At 58.6% G+C, this 25488-nt stretch carries 21 protein-coding genes and 2 pseudogenes; 12 read left to right on the top strand and 11 right to left on the bottom strand.

Annotated features, from left to right (window positions below; translation table 11 throughout):
• The first annotated feature begins 89 nt into the window (after positions 1-89).
• Together RFN28_RS24705 and RFN28_RS24700 are read left to right on the top strand one after the other, a co-directional pair.
• Positions 90-551, top strand: coding sequence for a DUF3394 domain-containing protein (locus RFN28_RS24705; protein ID WP_320289791.1), 462 nt, complete (start codon positions 90-92; stop codon positions 549-551).
• Positions 548-772 (top strand): DUF3394 domain-containing protein, encoded by a 225-nt coding sequence (locus RFN28_RS24700; RefSeq protein WP_320289790.1) that lies wholly within the window; start codon positions 548-550, stop codon positions 770-772. Before RFN28_RS24705 ends, RFN28_RS24700 begins: the two co-directional genes overlap by 4 nt.
• A 374-nt stretch (positions 773-1146) precedes the next feature.
• Here the strand turns inward: RFN28_RS24700 and RFN28_RS24695 are convergent, their stop codons facing one another.
• The 3 genes from RFN28_RS24695 to dctP are packed head-to-tail and all read right to left on the bottom strand — an operon-like array spanning position 1147 to position 4801.
• Positions 1147-2478, bottom strand: coding sequence for a TRAP transporter large permease (locus tag RFN28_RS24695; protein WP_320289802.1), 1332 nt, complete (start codon positions 2476-2478; stop codon positions 1147-1149).
• A 42-nt stretch (positions 2479-2520) separates the two neighbouring features.
• Positions 2521-3624, bottom strand: a complete 1104-nt coding sequence (locus RFN28_RS24690) for a TRAP transporter small permease subunit (protein ID WP_320289789.1) — start codon at positions 3622-3624, stop codon at positions 2521-2523.
• A gap of 58 nt (positions 3625-3682) precedes the next feature.
• Entirely contained in the window at positions 3683-4801 is a 1119-nt protein-coding gene (gene dctP, locus RFN28_RS24685; RefSeq protein WP_320289788.1) for a TRAP transporter substrate-binding protein DctP, read from the bottom strand.
• A 268-nt stretch (positions 4802-5069) separates the two neighbouring features.
• On the opposite strand from dctP, the pseudogene RFN28_RS24680 reads away from it, so the two are divergent.
• The 3 genes and pseudogenes from RFN28_RS24680 to RFN28_RS24670 all read left to right on the top strand — a co-directional run.
• A pseudogene (locus tag RFN28_RS24680) lies at positions 5070-5477 on the top strand (winged helix-turn-helix domain-containing protein); the annotation flags it as partial.
• Positions 5457-5600: pseudogene (locus tag RFN28_RS24675) on the top strand (integrase); the annotation flags it as partial. The pseudogenes RFN28_RS24680 and RFN28_RS24675, both read left to right, overlap by 21 nt.
• A 111-nt stretch (positions 5601-5711) precedes the next feature.
• Complete coding sequence (locus RFN28_RS24670; RefSeq protein ID WP_320289787.1) at positions 5712-6629, top strand: NADP-dependent oxidoreductase; 918 nt, start codon at positions 5712-5714, stop codon at positions 6627-6629.
• A 701-nt stretch (positions 6630-7330) separates the two neighbouring features.
• On the opposite strand, the gene RFN28_RS24665 is transcribed toward RFN28_RS24670, so the two are convergent.
• Positions 7331-8461: a LysR substrate-binding domain-containing protein gene (locus RFN28_RS24665; RefSeq protein ID WP_320289786.1), complete on the bottom strand. Its 1131-nt coding sequence runs from the start codon at positions 8459-8461 to the stop codon at positions 7331-7333.
• Here RFN28_RS24665 and RFN28_RS24660 point away from each other — a divergent pair.
• From RFN28_RS24660 to RFN28_RS24640, 5 genes are all read left to right on the top strand, one after another.
• Positions 8440-9411, top strand: coding sequence for an ABC transporter substrate-binding protein (locus RFN28_RS24660; RefSeq protein ID WP_320289785.1), 972 nt, complete (start codon positions 8440-8442; stop codon positions 9409-9411). The genes RFN28_RS24665 and RFN28_RS24660 overlap by 22 nt on opposite strands.
• 100 nt (positions 9412-9511) lie before the next feature.
• On the top strand, positions 9512-10198 hold the full coding sequence (locus RFN28_RS24655) for an ABC transporter permease subunit (RefSeq protein ID WP_320289784.1): 687 nt from the start codon (positions 9512-9514) through the stop codon (positions 10196-10198).
• A 26-nt stretch (positions 10199-10224) separates the two neighbouring features.
• On the top strand, positions 10225-10560 hold the full coding sequence (locus tag RFN28_RS24650) for an ABC transporter permease subunit (protein WP_320289783.1): 336 nt from the start codon (positions 10225-10227) through the stop codon (positions 10558-10560).
• Complete coding sequence (locus RFN28_RS24645; protein WP_320289782.1) at positions 10557-11648, top strand: ATP-binding cassette domain-containing protein; 1092 nt, start codon at positions 10557-10559, stop codon at positions 11646-11648. The genes RFN28_RS24650 and RFN28_RS24645 overlap by 4 nt, the downstream gene beginning before the upstream one ends.
• Positions 11645-13075, top strand: a complete 1431-nt coding sequence (locus tag RFN28_RS24640) for an aldehyde dehydrogenase family protein (RefSeq protein WP_320289781.1) — start codon at positions 11645-11647, stop codon at positions 13073-13075. Before RFN28_RS24645 ends, RFN28_RS24640 begins: the two co-directional genes overlap by 4 nt.
• Positions 13076-13099: 24 nt before the next feature.
• Here RFN28_RS24640 and RFN28_RS24635 read toward each other — a convergent pair whose 3' ends face one another.
• From RFN28_RS24635 to RFN28_RS24610, 6 genes are all read right to left on the bottom strand, one after another.
• Positions 13100-13624, bottom strand: coding sequence for an NAD(P)H-dependent oxidoreductase (locus RFN28_RS24635; protein ID WP_320289780.1), 525 nt, complete (start codon positions 13622-13624; stop codon positions 13100-13102).
• Between the two features lie 161 nt (positions 13625-13785).
• Positions 13786-14823 carry a GlxA family transcriptional regulator gene (locus RFN28_RS24630; RefSeq protein WP_320289779.1) on the bottom strand — a complete coding sequence of 346 codons (1038 nt, stop codon included), beginning with the start codon at positions 14821-14823 and terminating at the stop codon, positions 13786-13788.
• A 61-nt stretch (positions 14824-14884) separates the two neighbouring features.
• The gene (locus RFN28_RS24625; protein ID WP_320289778.1) at positions 14885-16489 is read right to left on the bottom strand and encodes a GMC family oxidoreductase; all 1605 of its coding nucleotides are present in this window, start codon (positions 16487-16489) and stop codon (positions 14885-14887) included.
• On the bottom strand, positions 16489-17490 hold the full coding sequence (locus tag RFN28_RS24620; protein ID WP_320289777.1) for a flavin reductase: 1002 nt from the start codon (positions 17488-17490) through the stop codon (positions 16489-16491). The genes RFN28_RS24625 and RFN28_RS24620 overlap by 1 nt, the downstream gene beginning before the upstream one ends.
• A 23-nt stretch (positions 17491-17513) precedes the next feature.
• A complete protein-coding gene (locus tag RFN28_RS24615; protein ID WP_320289776.1) occupies positions 17514-18875 on the bottom strand; it encodes an LLM class flavin-dependent oxidoreductase in 1362 nt (453 codons plus the stop codon).
• 395 nt (positions 18876-19270) lie between these two features.
• The gene (locus RFN28_RS24610; protein ID WP_320289775.1) at positions 19271-20500 is read right to left on the bottom strand and encodes an ATP-binding protein; all 1230 of its coding nucleotides are present in this window, start codon (positions 20498-20500) and stop codon (positions 19271-19273) included.
• 1051 nt (positions 20501-21551) lie between these two features.
• On the opposite strand from RFN28_RS24610, the gene RFN28_RS24605 reads away from it, so the two are divergent.
• Positions 21552-21857, top strand: coding sequence for a hypothetical protein (locus RFN28_RS24605; RefSeq protein ID WP_320223432.1), 306 nt, complete (start codon positions 21552-21554; stop codon positions 21855-21857).
• A 503-nt stretch (positions 21858-22360) separates the two neighbouring features.
• Here the strand turns inward: RFN28_RS24605 and RFN28_RS24600 are convergent.
• Complete coding sequence (locus RFN28_RS24600) at positions 22361-23812, bottom strand: CYTH and CHAD domain-containing protein (RefSeq protein ID WP_320223433.1); 1452 nt, start codon at positions 23810-23812, stop codon at positions 22361-22363.
• A gap of 455 nt (positions 23813-24267) precedes the next feature.
• On the opposite strand from RFN28_RS24600, the gene RFN28_RS24595 reads away from it, so the two are divergent.
• Positions 24268-25416: a Fic family protein gene (locus tag RFN28_RS24595; protein WP_320223434.1), complete on the top strand. Its 1149-nt coding sequence runs from the start codon at positions 24268-24270 to the stop codon at positions 25414-25416.
• Positions 25417-25488: the final 72 nt, after the last annotated feature.

The raw sequence follows: 25488 nt of genomic DNA, 5'->3' as shown, positions 1-25488 counted from the left end.
CCAAAGCCCCTTCTGGGGGCAACCGCGACCGGCGGTGCCGACTACTTTTGCCACCTGACGAACCTGAGCTCTACAGCCGGGCATTCGGCGTGCTGCTGCCCGGCAGCCCTTTGGGCGATCGCGGACTGGCAGTTCGAGGACCTTCAGCCGTGAATTACCCCGTGGTGGAGCGGCGTCAGCTTCGCCATGCCGACTACGGCCAGCTATGTCGTCGTCGCGACGCTGATGGCTCCGGTGAGGCCTTCGTGGCGGTGACGCAGAACTGGTTCCTGGTTCGCAACCGGTGGTACGAGCCGATAGCGCTGTTGCTCATCTGCTTCACGCTGTTCCGGCCGGGCTATCGGCTCGATCTGGTCGATGAGCCTTTTGTCGCAAAGCCCGTGTCGCAGTTGAACCAGACGGTCGACGCCACGCCTGCGGGGCAGGCGGTTCGACTCAAGTTGAAGACGTTCAACATCAATGGCGACGAGATCGAGAAGCTGGTCAGGCTTTCAATCTCGCCCAAGGCAAGAATGCCGCAGAGCGATTGGAGGGCGCTGGACTGTCTGTGAGCGCGCGCGGCGATAGCATGACGGTCGGCATCGTGCGGCTCGGCAGCCAGGCGGCGAAGTTCGGCCTGCAGCCCGGCGACGAGATCACCGGGACCATGGTGCCGAACAGCCGTCCGTCACGCTATTGGTTCCTACCTCCGGCGCTTTTGCTGTTCGGCCTAGTTTTCTGGCTGCAGAGGCGCCGAAAGGGGACTGGCTTGCCGGCCGGCGCCGCTCCCTGAGGTGTCCCCGGTCAGCCTCTGGCCGTCATCAGCCTTGCTCGTCTTTTGCCCAGCGTTGCGACCGGTGAGGCGGCCGCGCCGGAACTGCAAAGCGCTGAGCCCGAACAGAGCCCCAAGAACGGCCCAAAGGAACGTGCTGAAATGGAGTGGACTGGTAAGCCAGTCCACGAAAGGCACTGCGTAGCCCGGCGCGGCATAGGCGAGATAACCAAGAGCGGTCGAGAGCGCCACACCCGCACTCACGGCCAGGATTGTTTCAAGAAGCGATCTCATGACGGCGCGCAAAGGAAGGCAAAAAAGGTGACACCGTTCAAGCGAAAAGCTATCAAATTCGATTGATCCGCGGCCTCCGATGAAAAAGGCCGCAAATATGGTCAATTGCCTCCGTACATGACCTTCGGCAGCCAGACGACGATCGAGGGAAACACGATACACAGTCCCACTCCGATCGCCTGCAGGCACAAGAAGGGGACCGCGGATCGGAAGATCGTCGCCATCGATATCTCCGGCGGTGCAACACTCTTCAGATAAAACAGCGAATAGCCGAAGGGTGGGCTCAGGAACGCCATCTGCATGTTGACCATGAAAATGACGCCATACCAAAGCGGCACATCTCCAGGAGCTACGCCGGCTAGCCCGAAAGTGCCGCTGAATTGAAGCGTTTTTAAAATGGGCAGGAAGATCGGTACCGTCAGAAGGAGGATGCCCACCCAGTCCAGAAACATGCCGAGGACGAACAGGATGATCATCATCAGAACAAGAACGCCGTAAGGCGCCAAGCCTGTTCCGAGTATGGATTCGGCGACGAAGTTCTGCCCACCCTTCAGGATGAAGAAGCCGACGAACATGGTGGCGCCGAAGAATATCCACATGACCATCGCCGTTGCCTTGAGCGTCGCGATGCCGGCTTCCCGGATCGTGTCCCAGGTGAGGCGCCGATGCGCGGCACAGACGATGAAGGCACCGAACGTGCCGATGCCTGCAGCTTCGACCGGTGTGGCAATGCCCATGAAGATGACCCCGAGCACAAGCAGGATCAGCAATATCGGCATGAACGTGCGGCGCAAAAGCTTGAGTTTTGCGGCGAATGCGATGCGTTCGTTCGGCGGCAACGCCGGCCCGAGCTTGGGGTTGATGTAACAGCGCGCCGTCACGTAAGCGACGTACATCCCGGACAGCAGCAGCCCGGGAAACACCGACCCGATCAAAAGCTCGCCCAGCGACTGCTGCGCGACGACGGCATAGACGATCGCCATGACGGAAGGGGGTATGAGGATGCCGAGTGTCCCGCCTGCAAGAAGCGAGCCGCAGGCGAGCTTGGCGTCGTAGTTGCGGCGCAGCATGGCGGGCAACGCGATCATGCCCATCGTCACTTCGGTCGCCCCGACCACGCCAACCATGGCGGCCAACAGTGTGCAAGAGACCACCGTGGCCGAGGCGAGTCCCCCCTTCAGCCCGCCCAGCCATTTGTAGACGACGTCGAACAATTCCTCGATGATGCCCGCCTTCTCGAGAATCGCGGCCATGAAGATGAAAAGCGGCACCGCCGAGAGCTGATAATCCGTCATGAACGGGAAGACCCGAGACGGCAGCATGTTCAGCATGGCCGAATTGCCGAACAGAAACAGGAAAAGCACGGCAAGGCTGCCGGTGCAAAAGGCCATCGGCAATCCGAGCAGCAAAAGCACGCCCAGACCACCGAACATCAATATGCTAAGCCAAAGGATCGGAAGCTCGAGACCCATCGCTCAGCCGGTCCTTCCGAACGCAGTGGCGATATCTCGCATCAGCCGCGACAGACCCTGAAGCAACAGGAGGGCCGCCCCAATGGGGATCGCAAGCTTTACCGGCCAGTATTGAATGCCCCATTCGGTGAATGAGCGTTCGCCAACCGCCACTGCGTCACTGGCAAAACGCCAGCCTGTGACGAGCATGGTCCCCGTGAACAGGAAGAAGAAGGCCGAGGTGATGATGTCGCAGATAGCCCGACCGCGTTCGGAGAGGTGGCTGTAGAGGATGTCCACCCGAACATGGGTTTCGTCGCGATAAGCATAGGCTCCTGCCAGCATGTACTGGATGCCAAACATGAGAAACATGCTCTCATGCACCCAGTTCGTCGGCGAATTGAAAACGTAACGGGCCACGACCTCGTAATAATAGGCGATGACCGCGAGGACCGACCAGTAGGCGACCAACTCACCCGTCACCTTGACCAGCCGGTCGACGGGCCGGAAGACGGCGAGCGGAGCTTTAACCGGCGTGGCGGGCACGTCGGTCACCAGCGGATGGGTGTCGGTTGGGGCCGGTTGAACCTCGCGTTCGCGAGCGCGGCGAACCAGGCCCGGCATGAGAAAGATGTCGCCCGCGAGAACGAGGCCGAGGAGAATTCCGGCAATTCGGGCAAGGCTGTTCCAGTGGGAGAGCCCACCAAGGGCGGCAGCGTTATCGCTGCGTGCCGTTGCCGCATCCGCTTCGGCCTTCGCAAGGCGACCAGCGGCACCGCTCTTGCCGGACGTGACATCCGCCCTGGTTTGCGTCAGGACCCTTTCGGCATGCTCGGCTTGGGACCGAGCCAGAGACAATGCTTCGCGTCCATCCCGCACCTGGGCACTGGTCCAGAGCACAGCGACGAAGAACGGGATGAACAAGAACCCCCAGCGGCTCTTCAGGTAGAAACGGTGCATGCCGAGAAAACCGGCAGTGACCAGGAAGAAATAGGCGAGGAACAGGTTGGCTCGGCCGGCGTCGCGTCGAGCCCGCTCGCGATAGACGAAGAAGACCGCGGCAAGCGGAAAAAGCACGAGGCTCGACCAGTAGAGCCAGTGCGGCAGCACAAATGTGAGTGAGGGCATCGGCGACCGCCTCTTGAAGGAGAGTGCGCCCGCCCGGACAGGACGGGCGCGGAGAGCCTCAGAGGTTGATCGACAATCCCTGATACATGTCCGGCGTTACGTAACCGACAGTCGGGTTCTCCATCACCTCAAGCTGCAGCTTGAAGATGCGCGCCGCGTCCTTGTCCTTGTTGGCCCACTCGAACCAGATCGGCACCGCGATTTCCTGGAACTTTTGGAGATCTTCTGCGCCAAGCCGGTTGATTTCGATGCCCGCGTCGGTGAATTTGTGCCAAGTCTCCATGTCGGCCTTCTGGATCGCGCCGAAATGGATGTTCGAATAGACCTGGATCTCGTCTTCCACGAACTTCTTGAGATTGTCCGGGAGTTGGTTCCAGACATTCATGTTGACGGCGAAATCCATCAGGTCGACGGGCTGATACACCGACATCAGTCCAGGCGGCCCCATGGAAATATATTTGGTCACCTGCTGGAAGCCGAGCGCCCAGTTTACCGCCGGGCCCGTGTAGTCGGCGGCATCGATCGTGCCTTTCTCCAGCGCTGAGAACACCTCGCCGCCCGGCAGCAGCGTCGTCTTGGCGCCGGCTTTCGCGAATGTCTCTGCGATCATCCCGCCCGGTACGCGCAGTTTCAGGTCCTTGAAATCCTCGATCGAGCGGATCGGTGTCTTTGAGTGGATGATGTTCGGGCCGTGATGAATGCGGTTGACGTAGTAAAGACCTTGTTTCGCATAAAGGTCGCGCGCGGCCTGCAGACCACCTTTTGAATAGAAAAAGATGTCCCATTCGTGCGGATAGCGTAGCCCCATCGTGTAAGAGGACAGGAACGCTGCGGCGGGAAGCTTTCCGGCCCAGTAAAGTGAAAACGAGTTCATCGCTTCCAGGACACCGTTCTTCACCCCGTCGAGGAGTTCAAAGTCGCCAACGATGTCCTTCGCCTTGAACGGCTGAAATTCGAGTTGTCCTCCGGTCTTTTCCTTGATGGTGCCACACCAGTTCTGGAAAGTTTCAAGTCCGACACCAGCCGGCCACGAGGTTTGAATTTTCCAGGTGATTGTGTCAGCGGCTCCGGCCCTTCGAACCCAGGGAGCGGTAACCGCCGTCGCCGTTAGCCCAGCGACAAGTCCACTCGTCTTCAGAAATCTTCGCCTTGATTGGGAACGTGATTCTTCGGCCATTGTCTTCCTCCCTAATCGGCGAGCGGACAAACGTTAGGCCCGCCGCCGGTCTCAAAAACTTAAAACCAATGACACACCCTTCTCGAGGGATCAGAGCATTGCCAGCGCCACGAACGACGAAGAAAGAAACGGCGCAGCACGCAAATAAGATAGCGCGCACAAGTATTTTCAATCACTGCGCGCCCTACCCATAATATGCTCGTGCGTTTTCAATAAATCCAGCGTTTTTAGCAGGTTATCGGCTAGTCAACGCGGTGTTCCTTCGGCTTGCCGGCGTTTGAGGGACCTACCGGAGACCCTCTCGGTTACCGATCATGATGCTGACGGCGCGGGGCGATATAGCCCATGGTCTCTCGACCGGGGCCGATGACTAAATGGTCAAGCCCTTCTCGATGTCGGAACTCCTGGCCAGGGTCAAAGGTTTGCTCCGTCGCGCGAGACCGGCAGTTCTGTCGAATTCCCTGGCGGTCGAAGACTTGCTGCTGGATCGACAGGAGCACAGGGTGTTTCGACAAAGGATTCTTGTGCATGTAGGACCGAGGGAATACCGCTTGCTAGAATTCCTCATGATGTCACCCGACCGCGTATTTTCTCGCGGGCCAGCTTCTGGGATGGCGACTTTCATCTCGAGAAGTGCACCGTTGACGTTCATATCGGCCGTCTTCGTAGCGAAGTCATCGGTCTGCATTGGGGCGAAGTCGATATCGAGGGCAGTTGCCTGCGCCTCACCGACAGCAAAGAGGGAGCATCAGTGCGTCCCATCGGCTTGCCCGCCCTGGAATACCTTGAGGCTCGCCGCGACGAGGAACAGAAGGCGTGGAACCTATAGCCAACCTGCGTGAGAGATCGAAAAGACCTTCCACGCCTGCAATTTACCTCGAACCAACAAATCACTGAGGAGACAATTCCCATGAAAGCAATCGTTGTAACGGACCAAGCTGCGGGAACGGCCGGCATGACACTGGTGGAGCGGCCCGAACCACAGGCAGCGATAAACGACGTCGTCGTTCAGGTTCACGCGGCGGGATTCGTCAACACCGAATTGGAGTGGCCCTCGACCTGGGCCGATCGGGCCTTCCGTGACCGGACGCCGTCGATCCTCGGTCATGAATTGGCCGGTGTGGTCACCGCGCTTGGCTACGGTACCACGGGGCTGTCAATCGGACAGCGGGTGTTCGGCCTGTCGGACTGGCATCGTGACGGCACACTTGCCGAGTACGTCGCCATGGAGGCACGCAATCTCGCGCTGCTGCCGGGCGACGTCGACTTCACGGTGGGCGCGAGTCTGCCAATCTCGGGCCTGACCGCGTGGCAGGGCCTGTTTCAGCATGGCCGAGTTCTGGCAGGGCAGACCGTGCTTGCGCATGGCGCGGCCGGTGCCGTCGGTTCGGCTGTGACGCAGCTTGCGCGGGAAGCGGGAGCCTATGTCATCGGCACCGGACGCGCCGCCGACCGCCAGAAGGCTCTCGACTTCGGTGCAAATGAATTCGTCGACCTCGGGAACGATACCCTGGAAGACGTCGGCCGCGTCGATCTGGTGTTCGACGTCATCGGTGGCGATGTTCAGAAGCGTTCCGCAGCGCTGATCCGGGCCGGAGGAACGCTCGTGACCGTCGTTGGGCCTACCCAAGTGAGGCCAGCAGATGGCCTGACAATCGACTTCGTCGTCGAGGCGGATCGCACTCAATTATCCGAGATAATTCAGCGAGTTCGGGACGGGCGGCTGCGCACGAACATTGGCAAGGTCTCGAGCCTGGATGATGCTGTCGCCACGTTCAATTCGACTGAGAGGCGGGCGGGAAAGACCGTCATTCGCGTCCGTCCGTGAGGACTCGTCGAGAATGAGGATATTAGCGTCACTTGCACCTGCCGTATCTTCCTGGCGGATTGGCCTCCACGCGCACTCGTTGGAAGGGCCGCTTCCTGTAGAGAGCGCGCTAATGCGCCAATGATGCCCAGTCAAAAGCGTTTTATCGTCTGGCAGAACGGCAGTTTCTTACGATCAGATGCCAACAACAGACAGGCTGGTCTCGGCCCCAAATCAGCCGCCCTTGTACCCTTTGTGGTCAACATGAGTTCGTCGACCCTTTGTTTGGTGACATGTGGACGAGATAGAGACCCCGCTCGCACGGAAAGCTAGTTCTCCTCCTTTTTCTGAGGTTCGCCAGATCATACGAGAAAATGTGAAGGGAATGGGTTGGCTAACCACCCACTAACGTATTGATTTCCAGTGGAAAACGATGACCCTTCCGGGACCGCCATTATCGTTATTTATCAATGGTTTAGCGCCTATTTTTCTATTTTCCCCTCCGGTTAGCCAAACCTCGGGTGGCAAACCTCCGCGCATCCATTTGATTTTGTTGACTACGCCGGGCCGCTGAGGCCCCACCTTACGAAGTAGAAGGGGATCGCGGGCGACCGGCGGCCAAGAAAGCGCGACCTCTTAGGATACGGCCGCCCACATTGATTGTCGTTTATGGAACTGCCGATACAAATTTGAGCGATGCCGTCTCCGACGGGCCGTTACGCTCACTCCAATTCAATCGTCCCCTCAATGCCTGCCTTCTTCGCGGGGAAGGAACCTTTGATCCAATCCGCGAAGGCCTGGGCGGCAGCGGACGGGATTGATAGCCGGGGAAGTAGGAGGTGGAAAGCATGACGGACGACGGGCCTGGCGTTGACGGGTTGAATGAGCGTCCCGTTCGAGAGGAATCTCTGAACCAGCGGCGGGCCGATCAAGGCAAATCCCTGACCTTCGAGCGCGGCCTGAACCAGGTTCGTATAGGAATTCACGGTTATTCCGGCCTTCGCTCTTGCCAGATCAAGTCCGTGAACACGTAGCCAGGTCGACCATCTGGTATGTTCATCATATGGACCTTCCAGGTGAATGAGCGGATAGGTCAGAAGTTCGGACGGCTCGAGCATCGTGCCCGCGGGAAGAAATGTATTCGCGCAGGTAGGACTTATCTCTTGCCGAACCAGGAATGTCGTCTCGGCGTCATCAAACGGCGGGGAACCGTATCGGATCGCGAGGTCCATATTGTCCTCAAACTGCAAGTTGCTGTCGGAGACGATAAACCTCAGTTCGATGTCGGGGTGGATCGCCCTGAACTCGCCGAGTCTCGGCGATAGCCAATAGGTCATGAAGCCCGGTGTAGCGCCAACATTGACGACGTTAGTGTCGGAGCGCCGGCTGATTTCAAGCGTCGCGCGCAGCGCTCGTTCAAGCACCTCAGAGATGGCGCTGTGATACCTCTCTCCTGTCCTTGTCAACCGGACCGAGCGTTGCAGCCGTTCGAACAGCGGCACACCGAGAAATCGCTCCAGGGCATGAATCTGCTGGCTAACCGCGACACGCGAAACATTCAGTTCCGACGCCGCTTTGGTAAAGCTAAGCTGACGTCCAGCAGCCTCGAAGGTGATTAGAAGATTGGGCGGCGGCAGCTTGTAGCGAAGTTTTTGCATAAAGCCCAGCTTACCCATTGCGTAGGAATTAAGCAACTTGCCAACTGGCCGCTGGGCCGTAATCTGCCTCCTGCTTAATAAGCCAAAAAAGACCCGATCGCGCGCCGCAAGGACGCAGCAGCAATCAAGCTCGCCGCGATTGGCCAGGCATAACTTCGCCAAAGGGGAATGACATGAAATCTCTTCTTGCAGCAATCGGCATGATCGGCGCGAGCTTTTTGGCGGGCGCATCGCCCGCTAGCGCCGCGTGTGGCACGGTGACGATCACCGAAATGAACTGGGCTTCGGCCGCCGTGGTGACCGCCGTTTCGAGCTTCCTGATGGAGCAGGGCTACGGCTGCACGGTGAAGAAGGTGCCGACCTCGACGGTCCCGGCGCTCACTTCGCTTGCCGAAACGGGGCAGCCTGACATTCTGACGGAAGTCTGGCCCGGTGTCGCGGATATCTATTACAAGCTCGAGAAGGAGGGCAAGATCGTCAAGGTCGGCGATGTGCTCACCGACGGCGGCATCGACGCGTGGTGGATTCCCGACTATCTCGCGGCGGCCCATCCCGAATTGAAGACGCTTGACGGGATCCTGGCAAACCCGAAGCTTGTGGGCGGCCGGTTCAACAACTGCCCTGTCGGCACGGGCTGCCGCCATTCGAACGACAACCTGGTCAAAGCTTTCGAACTCGAAAAGCACGGAATCGAGATTTTCAATCACGGGTCTCTTGAGACGCTCGCGACATCCATCGCATCGGCCTATGCGGCGAAGGAGCCCTGGTTCGGCTATTACTGGGCTCCGACCAGTGTTCTCGGCAAGTACAAGATGGTCCAAGTCGACATGGGACCTGTCGATAAGGACAAAGCCAAATGCAACGCTACCGCCGATTGCGCGACTCCGGGCAAGACCGGGTGGCCCAAGGCCACGGTCATGACCACGATGTCGAAGGCTTTCCACGACAAGAACCCCGAACTGGTTGCTCTCATGAGCAAGGTAAGCTTCAACAACGACACGATGAACGAGCTTCTCGCCTGGCAGGAAGAGAATAAGGCCACCGCCGACGAAACCGCCGTGCACTTCCTGACAAAATACAAAGACGTTTGGCCGAATTGGCTGTCGGAAGACGCCAAAGCGAAGGTCACCGCCGTCGTGCAGTAACGTTCTGGGTCGCGGGCATATATGTCCGCGACCCATTGTCGTTCTTCGTTGGTTTTCGAGATGACTTCGCGCGTCAATAGACGCCAGATGGAAGGCACTCATGGCTTTTTACGACGGACTATTCAATCAGCTCGGACTTCGTGGGTGGTGCGACGCCTCGGATTCCGCAGGGCCGGTGAGCATTGCCGAACTGCTCAAGAAGAGCAAGGAAGCCAATGCGGGCGGGCACTCTGCGGCGAACGTCCCGTTCCCTTCGCTCGACGCGCTGCATGACGCCTGTCGCGCCGTGCCGCGCACCAGGGAGCTCACTACCGGCATCGAGAACAGCTTCCTCCACGTGCGGGTCGCGTTGAAGACGGTGCTCGATCCTATGACGCAACCGCTATCATGGCTCCTGGATTTCTCGCTCAAGGTCGTCGAAGTCGTTCCTTGGTGGGTGCTGGTGATCGGTCTCCTGTTGCTTGTATATTTCGCGTCAAGGTCATGGTCAATCCTTTCTCTGGTGGCTGCAACGCTGTTCCTTCTTGGTTTAACCGATCATCTCCATTATGCGCTCCAAACGATGGCGATCGTCTTTACATGCACGTTCATCTGTATCCTTGTTGGCATACCTATCGGCATCATGATGGCCAAGAGCAATCGACTTGAGAGCGTTAGCCTTCCGATCCTCGATATGCTTCAGACGCTTCCCTCGTTCGTTTACCTCATTCCACTGATCTTCCTCTTCTCGGTCACCGAGTCGAAGCTCTACGGAATCGCATCATCCTTTATGCCATCGTTCCGGTAATCCGGCTCACGAACCTCGGCATCCGTATGGTCGACGGTAACGTCGGCGAAGCCGCGGATGCCTTTGGCATGGACCGCTGGCAGAAGCTGGCGAAGGTGGAGATGCCGCTGGCGCTTCCGAGCATAATGGCGGGCGTCAATCAGACAATCATGATGGCGCTTTCGATGGTCGTGATCGCATCTCTGGTTTCGGCTCCGGGACTGGGCGTCCTCGTCCTGCGCGGCATCAACAACCTCGAACTCGGCGTCGGACTGGTTGCTGGCCTCGGCATCGTACTCTTGGCCATCAATTTCGACAGGGTGAGCAAGGCCTCGATGTCGCGCGTCAACAGTACACTCCAGCCGCGGGGAGAAGGCCGTTGACCGAACAGCCGAAGATTTCCATCCGGAACCTGTACAAGATATTCGGTCCCGATCCGCGCTCCATGATCGCGAAGGTGCACGGCGGGATGGACAAGACCGAGCTGCTTGGCAAGCACGGCCACGTCATCGGGCTTCAGGACATAAACGTCGACATACGCAGCGGCGACATCACCGTGATCATGGGCCTTTCCGGCTCGGGAAAGTCGACGTTGATCCGCCATCTGAACGGCCTCATCAAGCCTACCGCCGGCGAAATCCTCCTCGACGGCATCAATGTGGCCGGCCTCACCGGCGCCGCGCTTCGGGAACTGCGCCGGTTTCGGATGTCGATGGTGTTCCAGAGCTTCGCTCTGATGCCGCATATGCGCGTTCTGCAGAACGTCGAGATGGCGCAACGCGTCAGAGGCGACAGCGCAGCGGATGCCCATAGTAACGCGATCAAATGGCTGGAGCGGCTCGGTCTCAAGGGCTTTGAGAACCACTATCCGCACCAGCTCTCGGGCGGCATGCAGCAACGCGTGGGCATCGCGAGAGCGCTGGCGTCCAATTCCGATGTCATGCTCATGGACGAGGCGTTTTCGGCACTTGATCCGCTGATGCGGACCGACATGCAGAGCCTTCTGCTCGAACTTCAGGAGGAGTTGTCCAAGACCATCGTCTTCATCACCCACGACCTGGACGAAGCGCTCAGGATCGCAGATCACCTGGTAATCCTGAAAGACGGCGTGGTCGTCCAGCAAGGCGAGCCGCAGAGCATCATCCTCAATCCAGCCGACGCTTACATCGAGAAGTTCGTGAACGACATCAATCGCGCACGCGTGCTCCGTGCAGAGTCTGTCATGGTGCCGGGTGTCATTGTCGAGTCCGGCACGTCGGGGCAGGTCGATGTGGACGACAACCTTGAAACGGTGATGACGCGTTCGCAGGGCGATCTCAGGAAGACCTTCGTCGTCGTCAGGGACGGTGTTCCGGCTGGGTTGATAAAAATGCAGGACGTCTTCAAGGCACTGGTCCCGCGACATGCCGGCCCGCAGGCCCGCACTGGTGGCCCGGCCGCAGGGGCAATCAAAGAGGCACAGACATCTTGAAATACCTCGACCATTTCTACGTCGACGGCCGCTTCGTCCCGGCGAGAGACAGGCGGCAGAGGGTCGTCATCAACCCGGCGACGGAAGAACCGGCCGGAAGCATTGCGATGGGCACCGCGGAGGACGTCAACGCGGCGGTCGTGGCTGCCCGGAAGGCCTTCAGCACCTATGGTCGCTCGTCGCGCGAGGAACGCCTGGAGATGCTTCGGCGCGTGCTTGCGCTGTTCGATGAGCGTGCCGAGGAGTTTGCGCAACTGACGACACTCGAGATGGGCGCGCCGATCACATTCGCGCGGCAGGCCCAGATCGCCGGGTCGAGGGCGCACATCGCCGACACCATTCGCATTCTCGAACATTTCGAATTCGAGCGGCTGGCCGGCCGGACGCTGTTGGCGTTTGAACCGGTCGGCGTCTGCGCCCTCATCACGCCATGGAACTTTCCGGTGCTCCAGATCGTCACGAAAGTCATGCCTGCGCTGGCGACCGGGTGCACGATCGTGCTGAAGCCGAGCGAATACGCGCCGATCAGCCCTATGCTGTTCGCCGAAGTGCTCCACGATGCCGGCGTGCCGCCCGGCGTCTTCAATCTGATCAACGGAGACGGTCCCACGGTCGGCGAAGCGATGTCGAGCCATCCGGATGTCGACATGGTGTCATTCACGGGGTCCACCCGTGCGGGCGTTCAAGTCGCAAAGAACGCCGCCGATACCGTCAAGCGCATCCATCAGGAACTCGGCGGAAACTCCGCCAACATTCTGATGCCGGACGTCGATCTGGAGCCGGCCGTAACGAAGGGGGTCCTTGGCGCCTACCGCAATGCGGGCCAATCCTGCACCGCGCCGACGCGCATGCTCGTCCCTCGGCAACTCCACGAGAAGGCAATCGGGATGGCGAAACGGGCGGCCGAATCCGTCATCATCGGCGACGTGAACGATGAGGCCACGACGCTCGGGCCCGTGATGAACGAGCGGCAGTTCGAGCGCGTCAATTCACTGATCGAATCCGCAGTCCGGGAAGGTGCAACCCTCGTCACCGGCGGGTCCGGCCGACCGTCGTCGCTGAACCGAGGATATTTCGTGAGGCCGACGGTGTTCGGCCATGTGACGAAGGAGATGACCGTGGCTCGAGAGGAGATGTTCGGCCCGGTCGTCAGCCTCATCCCCTATGACAGCGTGGATGAGGCGATCGAGATCACCAACGACACTCCCTATGGCCTCGCCGCTTATCTGCAGTCGAAGGATCTCGGCGCGGCCAAACGCGTCGCCTCGATGCTTCGCGCCGGACAGGTGATGATCAACCATCCGGCCTGGGATGCGTCGGCGCCGTTCGGAGGCTTCAAGCAGTCGGGCAACGGCCGCGAATGCGGGGAATTCGGTTTCGAGGCATTCCTCGAGGTCAAGGCGATCGGCGGACTCCATGAAGGTTGAGCCAAGCCGCACTCGCATTCCAACTCAGCGCACCGCGGCGACAAGCGTTCCCACGGCCGCCTCGATCCGCTGACGCAGTCCTTCAGTCGGTTCGTTCTCCGGCCCGAAATCGTGATCCAGGGCATAAACGGACCCGGCCACCACGTTCGCCCGAAAGAAGGCAAACAGCGGTCGAAACTGGTGGTCGATCATCAATTCGTGGCTCGGCGCCTTGGCGGTCGCGGCAACGAGGACCGGGCGCCCGCGAAGCGCGTTCATGTCCAGCACATCGAACAGATGCTTGAGCAGCCCTGTGTAGGATGCCTTGTACACGGGTGAGCCGACCACGAGCGCATCACATGTTTCGATAGCCTTCCAAATTTCTTCGATTTCGCGCGGCGCCTGTTTCCTGCCGAAGGTGGCGCCAAGCGAAGGTCCAGCGTCCACCAGATCGAAGACCCGGGAGTCCCAATTCAGCTCTCTGGCGGCCGCGTCGACAATCGTCTCCACCATGCTGCGGGTCTTCGAAGGACGGCTGAAATTGCCGCTGATGCCGACTATGGTTGCCATGGAGCCAGCCTCCTCTTCTGCTGTGTGTCGAGTGCGTTACAGGCCGGTTGCGGTTGACGGCGCGATCGACGTCAACCGAGCAGACAACGACCATCGCGGATCTATTGCCGCCACATAGGTCGGTGCGCTCCGCGGCAATGAAGCAGCCGACATGTGATCAGTCATACCATCCGTCCCAAAGATGTGCGCGATCCAGCCCGTCCGAGAGAAGGAACGTAGGCACTTCGTGGACGCTGCGTCCGCATCCGCTGTGGGGAGACGCCGTGGAATGCTTTGTAGCACTTGGCGAAATGGGACCCCGAGACAAAGCCACATGCTACGGCCACGTCGATGATGGCCATGCTTGACTGCAGGAGCATCAGCCGTGCTCGATCCAGCCGAAGCTCTAGAAAGTAGCGGGAGGGAGATGTCGCGAGCTCTCTGGCGAAAAGACGCTCCATCTGCCTGCGGGAAAGCTTGATGTGCCTCGCCACCGCCGCGATATCCGTCTGATCCGCGATACTGTCTTCCATGAACTGAACGGCCGACAGCACAAGCGGGTTAACGCTGCCCAATGTTCTCAACGGACTGGGCTGCCGTTCAAACGGCTCCCTTATGCGGTCGACAATTGCCTGTTCGCATATCGCCAACGCCACCCGTCGGCCGCAGTCCTTTTCAATAAAGCGGAGCATCATATCGAAGGAGGCCGTCCCGCCAACGCAGGTATGGATGTTGTCGTCGCTTTCCATGAGGCCACTGCCGACAATGACAGACGGAAACGTCTCTCTGAAGGCTGGAAGGTTCTCCCAGTGGATGGTGCAACGCCTCCCAGCCAACATTCCAGCATTCGCGAGGATGTGGGCACCTGTACAGATTGCCGCCACGGGGATGCCGAAATTCCGGCTTTGGCGCAGCCACCCCGCGACAGATTTGTCCACCGCATGCTCGACGTGCCAGCCCGTGCAGACCACGATCATATTCGACCGCTCCGCTGGGGTGCTCGAACGCTCTGCAGCAACGGAGCGATCAGGTGAAACCGACAATCCGCAGCTGGATCGCACGGGGTTACCGTCCACGGTGACGATCCGCCATCGATAGACTTCTTCCCCCATGACCGCATTCGCCAAACGCAACGCTTCGATCGCGGACGCAAACGCAAGCATGGTGAATTCGGGCACGATGTAGAAAACGAAGGTCTTTGACACGGGCTCTTTGGTCATTTGTCAGATCACTCGAAACTGGAGCGGCGGTCATGCTTCCGTGCCCCAATCACCTGTCAAATCATGCCGTCGCGTAAGCGGCTTGTCTCTGAAGGATCAGATCGGCGCCTTTCTCTCCGATCGCCATGCTGATGGCATTGAGATTGCAGCTCGGTATCTGCGGGATGATGGAGGAATCGACGACGCGCAAACCTTCCACGCCGATGACCTTGAGATCCGGTGTGACGACGGCCATGGGGTCGATGCCCATCTTGCAGGTGCCGCACGGATGATAGCTACCGCTCGCGTTCTCGCGCATATAGGCGATCCACTCATCATCCGTTTGCACATCCTTGCCAGGCTTGAACTCGCCGGTGACGTATGGTGCGAACGCTCTCGAGTTCAGCGCGGCGCGGGCTATCCTGCCGCCAGCCATCAACGTCTCGATGTCGTAGCGGTCGCTCAAAAGGTTCAGCTGAATCTTGGGCTGTTCGTATGGGTCGGCCGATCGCAATTCGAGATAGCCCCGGCTTCGCGAATTGTTGACGTTGGGCTGGAGATTGATCGCGGCCTCCTTCTGCATCTCAATGCCATCATGGGTGTAGTTCGCCGAAAAGGCCCCGAAATGGTACTGGATGTCGGGATATTCGAGTTCTGGCCTGGTCCTGATGAGACCTACGCCCGTGTAGGTGTAGGTGGCGTAACCTGAGCGGTCGAGGAGGAACTGAGCGCCGTATTTCAGTTTTCCAAGGAGATTGAACTCCTGGTTCGCGGTCTTGACGTTGACGTAGGCCTTCACTTGCGTGCTGGCGTGTTCCTGGAGGTTCCGGCCCACGCCGGGGCTGTCGTGCAGCACGTCGATGCCGTGCTCCCGAAGCTGCTCCTGCGGACCGATGCCGGAGAGCATCAGGAGTTTGGGCGAATTGACTGCGCTCGCTGACAGGAGGACCTCGCCGACGCACTGCTCAATCCGCGTCTTGCCACCTGCATCGAACTCGACGCCCGCCGCGCGGCGTCCGTCGAATACGACCCTGCGCACCACCGCGCCTGTTACGATCCTGAGGTTAGGCCGCCTCTTGATCGAGTCAAGGTAACCTCTGGCCGCGCTGAAACGAGTCCCCATGTGCTGCGTGACATGGATGATGGCCGCGCCGTCAGTGGGTTCGGCGTTGTAGGCGGGATTGTGCGGATAGCCGAGTTCCTTCATGGCTTCGACGAAGACGTAGGCAAGCCTGGGAGGCTTGCGGACAGCGCTGATGACGACCGGGCCGTCCTTACCGTAGATATCGGTCACGCCGTCCCGGTTGCCCTCGACCTTCCTGAAGTAGGGCAGGATTTCGTCATAGGACCAGCCCCGGTTCCCCAGTTGCGCCCAATGGTCGTAGTCGCCTCGGTTACCGCGGACATAGAACATGGCGTTGATCGAACTGGAGCCCCCGAGTCCCTTGCCACGGGGCATCATGTCCCGGCGGTTGTTCCGGGTCGGATCCGGCTCGGTCATGAACTTCCAGTTGGTGCGCTCGTCGGCCATCGCCTTGAACGCCAACGCGGGCATGATGATGTTCAACCTCTTATCGCTGCCGCCGGCCTCCAGCAACAGCACTTTCGTAGCTGGGTCCACGCTCAGCCTGTTGGCCAGCACGCAGCCTGCCGATCCGGCCCCTATCACAATGTAGTCCCAGTCCATCATTTCGCCGGTCTGTTCTGGGCAATCAGCTTCGAGAGAGTTCGCAGCGTAGCGCGAAGATCCGCCTCCGGTATGCCCTCAAGCTGATCTTTCTGGAAATCCTGCCAACGCGTCCGGATCGCCTCGCGCCGGTGCCGCCCGGCTTCGGTGAGAATCAACTGGCCACCCGCCGAACTGACGAGCATCCCACGCTCGACGAGCGTGGCCAAGGCATCTTCCGTGTCCCGTTGCCCGAGATAAGTCGCCCGCGCCACCTGGTCCGTCTTCAGGCCCGGCATATCGTACACGCAGGCAATCACCCGGGCCACAGAGATATCGAGACCCTCGGCATGGCGGTGCTCGTCGAAAATGGCCGAAAGGAGATGGTGCGCTTCGAATATCTGAGGAATGATCGTTCCCTCGGTGGAAGTCTCGGGCGTCAAGCCGCCGACCTCAGGCGATGGCGAAACCTCCGGGTGAGAGTAGGCGACGCTGTACTGGCCCTGGGCAAAAAGCAGCGGCTCCCCCTCGAAGCGACTGGCGCGGCGCACAAGACCGATCAGGATCGTATGATCGCCGCCTTCGACCTGCGAGTAGGTTTCGCACTCAAAGTGTGCCAGACAACCGTGAAGCAAGGGGGAGCCGAACTCGCCAGTCGACCATGAGGCATCCGCAAACTTGTCCTCGACCTTGCTCGAGAAATGTCTTGAGACATTCATCTGTGTCGAGGCAAGTATGTTTATGGCAAAGCGCTTGCCGTTCGTGAACAGCGGATAGCTGCGTGAGGCGCGGCTGATGGACCAAAGCACCAGCGGCGGATCGAGCGACACGGAAGCGAAGGAGTTGACCGTGACGGCGGCCCGCTGATCCTCTATCTCCGTGGTGATGATCGCAATGCCCGTCCCGTAAAGGCCAAGGCATCTGCGAAAGAGACGGCTATCGTTCACTGGATCGCCCGCCTCGATCGGCTGGCGTGCAGTGTCCTCAGCAAAGAGCGTGTCTCGACCGGCGTTCGTTTGCATATCCGATACTCGTTCGATCAAACTTAACTGGCGAGACGCCTGTCGGAGGAAGCCGTGGCCGCGTAGCGGCTGGCGGGAACCGGAAGGCCGAGATTCTCGCGAAGGGTTCGCCCTTCATACTCATCGCGGAAACGGCCGCGTTTGCGCAGTTCGGGCAGAACCAGTTCGACAAAGTCGTTGATGCCGTGTGGGAGAAGGCTCGGCGTTATGTTGAAGCCATCGGCGGCACCCTGTTCGAACCAGGACTCCATCTCATCGACGACGTCGGCCGCGGTTCCGACGATGGTCTTGTGCTCCTGGGCCATGCCGATCTTCTTGTAGAGCTGGCGTATTGTCAGGCCCTGCTTCTGGGCGAGGTCGTAGTACATCTCAGCGCTGCTCTTGAGACCGACCTTGTCAAGGTCCGGCTTTGGCACCGGGCCATCCAGCGGCAGATGCGAGAGATCGCCGAACGAGCGGTAGAGCATCGAAAGGCCAACGATCGGATCGATGAGCGCCTCGAGCTGTTCGTATTTCTCATGTGCTTCCTCGCGGGTGCGGCCGACGATGGGTGTAAGGCCGAGCATCATGAGGAGATCGCTCCTCTTGCGGCCGAAGTGTTCCAACCGGTCCTTGACAGAAGAATAGTAGTCCTGGGCGGACTTGAGATCGTTCTTGGCCATGAAGACCATGTCGCAATACTCGGCCGCGATCTGCTGACCAGGCTCCGATACGCCAGCCTGGACCAGGATCGGCCGACCTTGCGGCGAGCGTCGGACGCTCAACGGTCCGCGCACGGAGAAATGCTTGCCCACGTGATCGAGGACATGCATCTTCTTTTCGTCGTAGAAGACCCCGGATTCCTTGTCGAGAAGAAACGCGTCCTCGTCCCAGCTGTCCCAGAGACCGGTCACCACCTCGACGAACTCGTGCGCTCGCTCGTAGCGAGTGTCGTAATCGAGTTGCTTGCTCATCGAGAAGTTCCAAGCCTCCTGATCTGACCAGGAGGTCACCACATTCCAAGCGGCGCGGCCACCGCTGATCTGGTCGAGCGAGCCGTATTTGCGCGCAATATGATAGGGCTCGTTGTAGGTTGTCGACGCCGTAGCCACCAAGCCGATGTTGCGGGTGAGAGGGCCCAAGGCTGAAAGGAGCGTCAACGGCTCCAGTTCCACGTTGTGGCGCGATCTGCACATCGATCCCTTGGGCTTGTCGTCCAACCGGACCCCTATACCATCCGCCAGGAACAGCATGTCGAACTTGGCGCGTTCGGCTGTCTGCGCCACTTCCAGAAACGATTGGAAGAGAGAGGCGCCATCAGCCGGTACATCCGGATGCCGCCATGAGCCGACATGGTATCCCATGTACCGCATGGAGAGCCCCAGCTTCATCTGCTTCTTGCTCATTAAGGAAACCCTCCGTTGCCGTGCGCGGCGGCGATCTAACGACCGCCGACCGCTGGGGACATGCTCTTGTTGAGGGCAACGTCCGACTTCGGCCGGACATTGTAAACGCCGAAAAAACTGCCGTTGTTGTTAAGCGGAGCTTACGCCTGGCATGGGCAGAAGTTCTAGAAATATGAGGAAAATCCTACAGCCAGATTTCTCGACCATTGCACTAAGTCAAGGCGGCGCCGGAACAAGAGGTCGCGCCGCTTTCGACGCCAATCCAGCCAGCCTGAAATGTCGCTTTTCGGCATACCACAGCGCAAAGCCGACAGACCGCTTGTGGCCCCAAAGACGACATGGCCGATTTGCGCCGCACGTCGGACATCTGGACCGGACAGCCGAAAAGCGAGGCGCTAGATGGAAAAAGACTTCTGACGCTTGACGTAGAACCGCTCAAAAACATCCGGCCGAAGTACACCGTCTTCCAGGCTCTTCATGATGATGAATGGCTGCATAGCTGGTTCCGCAAAATGATATTGAAACGTTCGGCGAGCCCCGGTCTTTCTTAGCACACTGCCACGTTCCGGATTGGTCATTTGGTTAAGGTGAAACGAGAAAGCCGAAACTTCATATGGCTCTCCCATGATTTCGCTCAGCGGTCCCTCGACAGCTGCGGCGGTAAATTGGCCAAGATCGTTGTTTTCAGTGAGCGCGCATGCTGCCAGCACCTGAGCGAATATGTTGCCCTTTCGGTAAATCTTCTCCGTAGCTCGGGTGTAGGATTCCGCAATGGTGTAATCCACGTCAGCGATGCAATCGATAAGCGACGACAGAACCAGGGCTTCGTCAATTTGCAACTTCTCGACTTCTACCGCGCGCAACGCGGAATACTTGCCTAGCGAATGCGCATAAAACGGAAGCCCCGCTGAGAAATACGCGACACGCCAAAGGGCGTCGTCGGTAATCTTCATTCTAAGGTGGCGAACTCGCGTGGAAATGACATCCTTAATTTCGTCGCTTGTCATCCTGTCCATCGGAATTTGAACCAGGTTCCGATGAATGGACCCGTGATCCCTCACCAGCTGAAGGATATTGTCAGCCACCCCAACGAGGATGAGAGTCGGATTATTTGGAGCGCGAGCAAGTGCCTTGATGAGGTCCGTCATAAGGACGCGGCAAGTCTCATCGCTAATACGGTCGTATTCATCAATGATGATAATCGGTGCCTCATTCTGCCCGAACTTCGACAGTTCCAAAAACACGTGATCTGGTTCGATTGGCCCGGGATAATAGTTGTCCAGTGTGGCGTTATCTGCAGGCCATCTGATGCGCCTAAACACCTTGCGCCAGATGCTATCGAAACTATCCAGACTATCCGCGTCAACAGCGATGTCGCGCACCATGCGGGTCGCTGAGTTTAGATCTTTGTAGAAGATGTTTGCCAGCGAGGTCTTACCTACGCCACGCTCGCCGAAGATGATGGCGTGGCGGGCTTTCTCAATGGCTATGTCCTGAAGACGCTGAATGATTGCCTTTCGGCCAGCGAATTCGGCTACTTCGTTAATCGGCGGCCCGGGAGTAAACGTCTCCAGAACCTCGATCCGCAATGCTTTCCAGTCAACCTCACGTCCAACCGCGCGCATCTTTTGCTCCTGCTGCGCGCAGCGGTGTACACGATTCTCAATAAAAGGCCAACTTACTCAATAGGCGCGCATCGGTAGCGCATCGCTGGGTCCGTTCTTCAAACAGTGAGTCACGGGATTGGTGAATTGCCTTTGTCTCATCTGCCTGAACTGTCAGACAGTTCAAAAATAACGCCGCTTTGTGCGCTCGGTATAAAGAGGTTTCCGGCCGCGTGGCGGGGCAGGCCGGGGGGAGGGGTCGGGCTGGCAATGACGAGCGGCAAAACGGAGGTCGAGTGACAGGCATGGCTGACGATCCGGCTCCCAAACCGACGAAGCGGGATCTTATCGCGGCAGTCGCATATGTGCCCATGCATTGGGGATGGCCTGAGGAATAAGTGCGTGGGCGCCTTGAGGCGATCGTGCCAGATCGCCTGTTGTCCATGGGATCAATATGGGCGCACCGGGGGCAATTGAGCCATAGGTTTGGCTGCGGGAACAACATCGAGATGCTGGTTGACACCAGGAATTGCCTCGCGCACGGGCTATGCAGTGCCAGGGCGGACCCGCGTAGCCGCGCCGAGCCACATGTGGTTTGCCGAACGGCGGCCGGCAAGCAAGCGATCAAAATGTCTGAGTTCGAGAGCGTGGCTCACGCGCTTCACCTAGCGCTGACGCGCTTCACCTAGCAAGGAATGACGTGCGCGACACTTCCCCTATTTGAGGCGCTGGTGGGAAATATTTGAGGCGCTGGTGGGAAAACTGGTGGGAAAGGATGTGCCGGAGAAGTAAGAGCCGCAGAAATCTGGGCTTTTTAGGGGTTGACTGGCGGAGAGAGCGTCTTTCGATTTGGCGCCTATAGCATTGAAAACATTGAGCTTTTCGCGCCGCATGTTACACAGTTTGTTACACAGCTACCTGGCCCGCCAGGCGAGCCAGACGATCGTCGCCGGAAGCCGACGGCTACGCGCCAACAATCCTTATTTAGGCAAATTCCTACTCCGTCCTCCCGCTTACCAGGGAACCGGACAACTAAGGCTGCCGTTCTCCTGCGCCGATCAGGAGTGCTGCAATGTTCAACCCTTGGGTGGATCTGTGCCTTACGATGATGGAGGCGCAACAAGTCATCTGGCTCCGGGGTCTGCGGATCGCGCAAGGCGGCAAGACAGCGGAACGCGAGTCCCTGCTGATGGTCAGTGAAAAAATCGAGGCAGCTGGCCGCGCCGGAACGATGCTCACCATGGGAACATCCGCCCCGACAAGCTCGATCAATTTTACGGCGGGAAAATCAGGGCGAACAGAAAGCGTCTCTCACGGTGAAGCAGCGTCCCCACTAGGGGCGTTCTATTTTTTAATCGCAATGAGTATCGCCTCATAAACGCTGCCAACCTCTTCGTCGATTTGCGTACTGGATATCTTGAGAGACTTTGCGTCAGCAAATAGCTGCTGCGTTAGCTCGGCGACCGACAAAATGTCCGAACCCCTGGCCGTAGGAATGTTGTTCGCCAACCATTTCCGAAGGAAATCGGCGCCGCGTTTGCTCATTCAAGTCAAGCTGGCTGTTGCCATTAGGTTCCTTCCTCCCGGAAGTCGTGCAAAGATGCATGTCGTAGGTCGTTCTCACCGCGCAGTCGGGGCCGATCAAGCCCGGTTATATCCACTGCATCGCGGTCTAGAGAGGGTTCTGCTCCTGGTCCAAAGACCTCCCAGCCCGGCCAACCACGCCTTCGGTCGAACTCGTCCCGGCGCCTGTTACGCAGTTTGTCACAGCTATGTGACGAGTCGCGATCAAAGTCGCTGCTTCAGAGTTCGGCAGCTAATCCCTCCTAGCTGACGAAGACCGGCCGCTTGGAGACAGCCTCGTCGCTCCTTCTGCATGCCTCAGCGCCAGAAGCGTCTTGTGTTGACCAAGGCGTCGTGTGCCTCCGCGGCGTCCTTGAGAAGCTTGGACTTGTCCTCGGCGCTATAGAGGTCCTTTGCACTAGCAACGTCCGAAAGCCACAGCGCTGCCAGCATATCAGGGGCGGTGGCGAGATCGTTGAGACTGCCGAGCTGGTCCTGCAGGTCTTCCATCGCCTCTATGAACCGTCGATGGCGTTTGGCTTCCGCCTTGCTCTTGTAGAGCGGCTCGAAGAACTCAGCCGCATAGCGTAGCTTCTTTGCGGCGATGCGCAATTTATGGCGGGTCTCGTCATCGGCATCGATGAGATTGTTGCCGCCCTTCACCACCTTTTTCCAAAATTTATCAAATACACCGGAGGCGAAATCCCTTGCCGACTGCTCGTGCAGCGTGTCGCTCGATTGGTCGGTCCGCCAGTCCCTGATGGAGATCCACTCGGTGGCATCGATCATCAAGGAGCGGGCGCGCACCGAGGAAAGCGATGTTTCGACTGCCGCATAGGCATCGTCGCGCGCATTGTGAAGACGGCTTGAAAGAGCCTCGCTCGAAGCACGGTCGATCATCACGTCGATATTGCGAGCATCGCCAAATTCCGAGGCGAGCCATTTCAATTCTTCCCGCAGGTGGTCAAAACGGCTGTCATGGAACAGCGACTTGCAGATCGAGCAAAGCGAGCGCAGCCGGCGCAGCGACACGCGAGCCTGATGCAGGGCCTCGGCATCGCGGGACCAGCCCAGCACCGTTTCATTGAGACGAAACTGTTTGAGACAGGCCGCCGCGATGTGCGCGAAAGCCGTTGCCGCGCTCATCTCGGACGTGAGCGGGGTCGAAGCCGCTTTCACAGCGCCGGGAGCTGTGCCCAGCAGATGATAGCCCCGTTCAGCTTTGCTCAGCACTCCGACATGTGTCGGTGTGATGAGGTCGACTTTCCTGGCGAGCGCGAACAGCGCTTTCGGCGAGCCCGCCTTCTTTTCGAACTCGATCTCGCAGAGTGGCGCCTCGCGATCGGCTGCAACGACCTTGCCAAGATCCAACGCAACTTCGATCGTGGCGTCCTGATCCGACACATTCCAACGATGCCGTTTGACATGGACCTCGAACAACGCGGCGAGCTTTGGGCCAGCATCTGCGAGCAGATCTCGGATCTGCGGATCATCAAGTATCGGTGTGTCGCCGGCGACCGGCCGTTCCCACTCCTCGCGTGTGAACGATCCGGCTGCGACACCATCACCGGCTTTGACGGTTTGTATGCGTTCATTTCCCGATTGCCGGATGCGAAGCGACAGGCCGCGCTTGGACAGATCCCATCCGGGAGTGTCGAAATAGATGGATGTCTGCTGAAGAATGATGGGCGGGGATCCGAACGGATTCTTCTTCAGGAGCGACCGCGCACCCGATTGCAAAAGCTCGAGCTTCAGTTCCGTTTCCTGCATGATGCTCTCGGCGTCGCTCACGGCAATCGAGGCGACCCACCCCATCGTGCGTCATAAGACTGTCACAAACAACCGCCCGCCTCGACCACTGTGGCCAGACCTCAAGCGGACAGACGACAAGGAGCGAGCCGGAACCGGGCGCGGACGGGCGTCAGGATTTCTAGAGCCGAAAAGTCTCCAGTTGCGCGAAGCTCCAGACAACATTTCGAAGGCGGCTCCAATGACAATTTGGCGGCTTTGGAGCCTCCGCTTTCACGTCCTGCTCTCGTTAGACGTTAATATGGAAATTGGCAGCCGCGGTATCATCCCCACGCGATAACAAGGTCACGCAACCAGCCTCACATTGTTGGCGGGCATTAGTAAGTGGAAATTTTGCAGCTCATATTAACGGTTGACGTTGGCAAGATGCATATTATGCTCCTTGTTAACGTTTATCATTAATAAGGAGCGCCGGGATGGCTGCGGAGGGAAGAAGCGGACGGTATGTGAGACAGCCCCCAGGCTACCGAGCTTTCATACCTTCTCCGTTGCCGCCCAATCCCCAACTCACCATCGACGCCGAGCTTCAGAATCTCCTCTCCAGGGCCGATCGAGCTTTGGGCCGACTGGACGGCTCCATACAAACGCTTCCGAACCCTGATCTGTTCGTGATGATGTACGTCAGAAAGGAGGCGGTCCTATCCAGTCAGATAGAAGGCACCCAAGCTTCTATCAATGATCTCCTGAAGGCCGAAGCCGACATTTATGACCAACAGATGCCAAAGGATGTTGACGAAGTAGTCAACTACCTTTCCGCGATGAACCATGGCATTGCTCGCCTTGACGAACTGCCTTTGTCGGTTCGCTTGATTAAGGAAATCCACGAGAAGCTCTTGCATGGGGTCCGCGGTCACAAGCTCCAACCAGGGGAGCTTCGGCAAAGCCAGAACTGGATCGGACCCGGCGGAAGCAATTTGAATTCTGCTAGTTTCATTCCGCCGCCCCATGAGGTTGCTGCTGAGGCGTTAAGCGACCTCGAGAAATTCCTTCACGCTGAAGATCACATTCCGCCGCTCATCAAAATCGGTTTAAGCCACGCCCAATTTGAAACGATACATCCATTTCTCGACGGGAATGGAAGGGTCGGCCGATTGCTCATAGCGTTTTTCCTTTTCGAACGACGGCTATTGATGCGGCCGGTCCTCTACCTTTCCCACTACTTCAAGCAGAATCGGCAGGAGTATTATGATCGCCTCCAAAAGACGCGCGTTGAAGGAGATTGGGAGGGGTGGATAAAATTCTTTCTGAAAGGTGTGGGGGACGTCGCAGAACAGGCTACGGAAACGGCCCGCGAAATAGTAAGCCTCCGAGAGGGCCATAGGTCAATAATATCTGATCAATTCGGAAATTCTGCTGGCAAAGCGAACAAGGTCTTGGAGCACTTATACCGTCGCCCGACTGTTAGCATAAATAACGTTCGCGACGTGCTCGGAATCAGTTTTCCAAATGCAAGCGCTTTAATTGACAAATTTGTTGAGGCCGGCATGCTAGTGGAGATCACTGGGCAGGCCCGTAACAGGCGCTACTTCTATGCGCCGTACATCAACCTTTTTTCCAACCTTTAGGTTAATGGTCAGCCTCCAGTTGACCCGATGAAATTCGCACGCTTCGCTACGCGCATCTCGTTAGGGCGCAGC

The organism is Mesorhizobium album (assembly GCF_033977205.1).
Lineage (GTDB): Bacteria > Pseudomonadota > Alphaproteobacteria > Rhizobiales > Rhizobiaceae > Mesorhizobium > Mesorhizobium album.
This window is presented reverse-complemented; position numbering and strand designations above follow the sequence as displayed.

What these genes read in the sequence shown, in the direction of transcription:
- RFN28_RS24600 (WP_320223433.1), bottom strand. Translation starts at nt 23,812, where the DNA reads ATGCAGGAAACGGAACTGAAGCTCGAGCTTTTGCAATCGGGTGCGCGG.
- RFN28_RS24610 (WP_320289775.1), bottom strand. Translation starts at nt 20,500, where the DNA reads ATGCGCGCGGTTGGACGTGAGGTTGACTGGAAAGCATTGCGGATCGAG.
- RFN28_RS24695 (WP_320289802.1), bottom strand. Translation starts at nt 2,478, where the DNA reads ATGTTCGGTGGTCTGGGCGTGCTTTTGCTGCTCGGATTGCCGATGGCC.
- dctP (WP_320289788.1), bottom strand. Translation starts at nt 4,801, where the DNA reads ATGGCCGAAGAATCACGTTCCCAATCAAGGCGAAGATTTCTGAAGACG.
- RFN28_RS24660 (WP_320289785.1), top strand. Translation starts at nt 8,440, where the DNA reads ATGAAATCTCTTCTTGCAGCAATCGGCATGATCGGCGCGAGCTTTTTG.
- RFN28_RS24630 (WP_320289779.1), bottom strand. Translation starts at nt 14,823, where the DNA reads ATGACCAAAGAGCCCGTGTCAAAGACCTTCGTTTTCTACATCGTGCCC.
- RFN28_RS24650 (WP_320289783.1), top strand. Translation starts at nt 10,225, where the DNA reads ATGGTCGACGGTAACGTCGGCGAAGCCGCGGATGCCTTTGGCATGGAC.
- RFN28_RS24620 (WP_320289777.1), bottom strand. Translation starts at nt 17,490, where the DNA reads ATGCAAACGAACGCCGGTCGAGACACGCTCTTTGCTGAGGACACTGCA.
- RFN28_RS24690 (WP_320289789.1), bottom strand. Translation starts at nt 3,624, where the DNA reads ATGCCCTCACTCACATTTGTGCTGCCGCACTGGCTCTACTGGTCGAGC.
- RFN28_RS24655 (WP_320289784.1), top strand. Translation starts at nt 9,512, where the DNA reads ATGGCTTTTTACGACGGACTATTCAATCAGCTCGGACTTCGTGGGTGG.
- RFN28_RS24625 (WP_320289778.1), bottom strand. Translation starts at nt 16,489, where the DNA reads ATGGACTGGGACTACATTGTGATAGGGGCCGGATCGGCAGGCTGCGTG.
- RFN28_RS24605 (WP_320223432.1), top strand. Translation starts at nt 21,552, where the DNA reads ATGTTCAACCCTTGGGTGGATCTGTGCCTTACGATGATGGAGGCGCAA.
- RFN28_RS24635 (WP_320289780.1), bottom strand. Translation starts at nt 13,624, where the DNA reads ATGGCAACCATAGTCGGCATCAGCGGCAATTTCAGCCGTCCTTCGAAG.
- RFN28_RS24595 (WP_320223434.1), top strand. Translation starts at nt 24,268, where the DNA reads ATGGCTGCGGAGGGAAGAAGCGGACGGTATGTGAGACAGCCCCCAGGC.
- RFN28_RS24615 (WP_320289776.1), bottom strand. Translation starts at nt 18,875, where the DNA reads ATGAGCAAGAAGCAGATGAAGCTGGGGCTCTCCATGCGGTACATGGGA.
- RFN28_RS24670 (WP_320289787.1), top strand. Translation starts at nt 5,712, where the DNA reads ATGAAAGCAATCGTTGTAACGGACCAAGCTGCGGGAACGGCCGGCATG.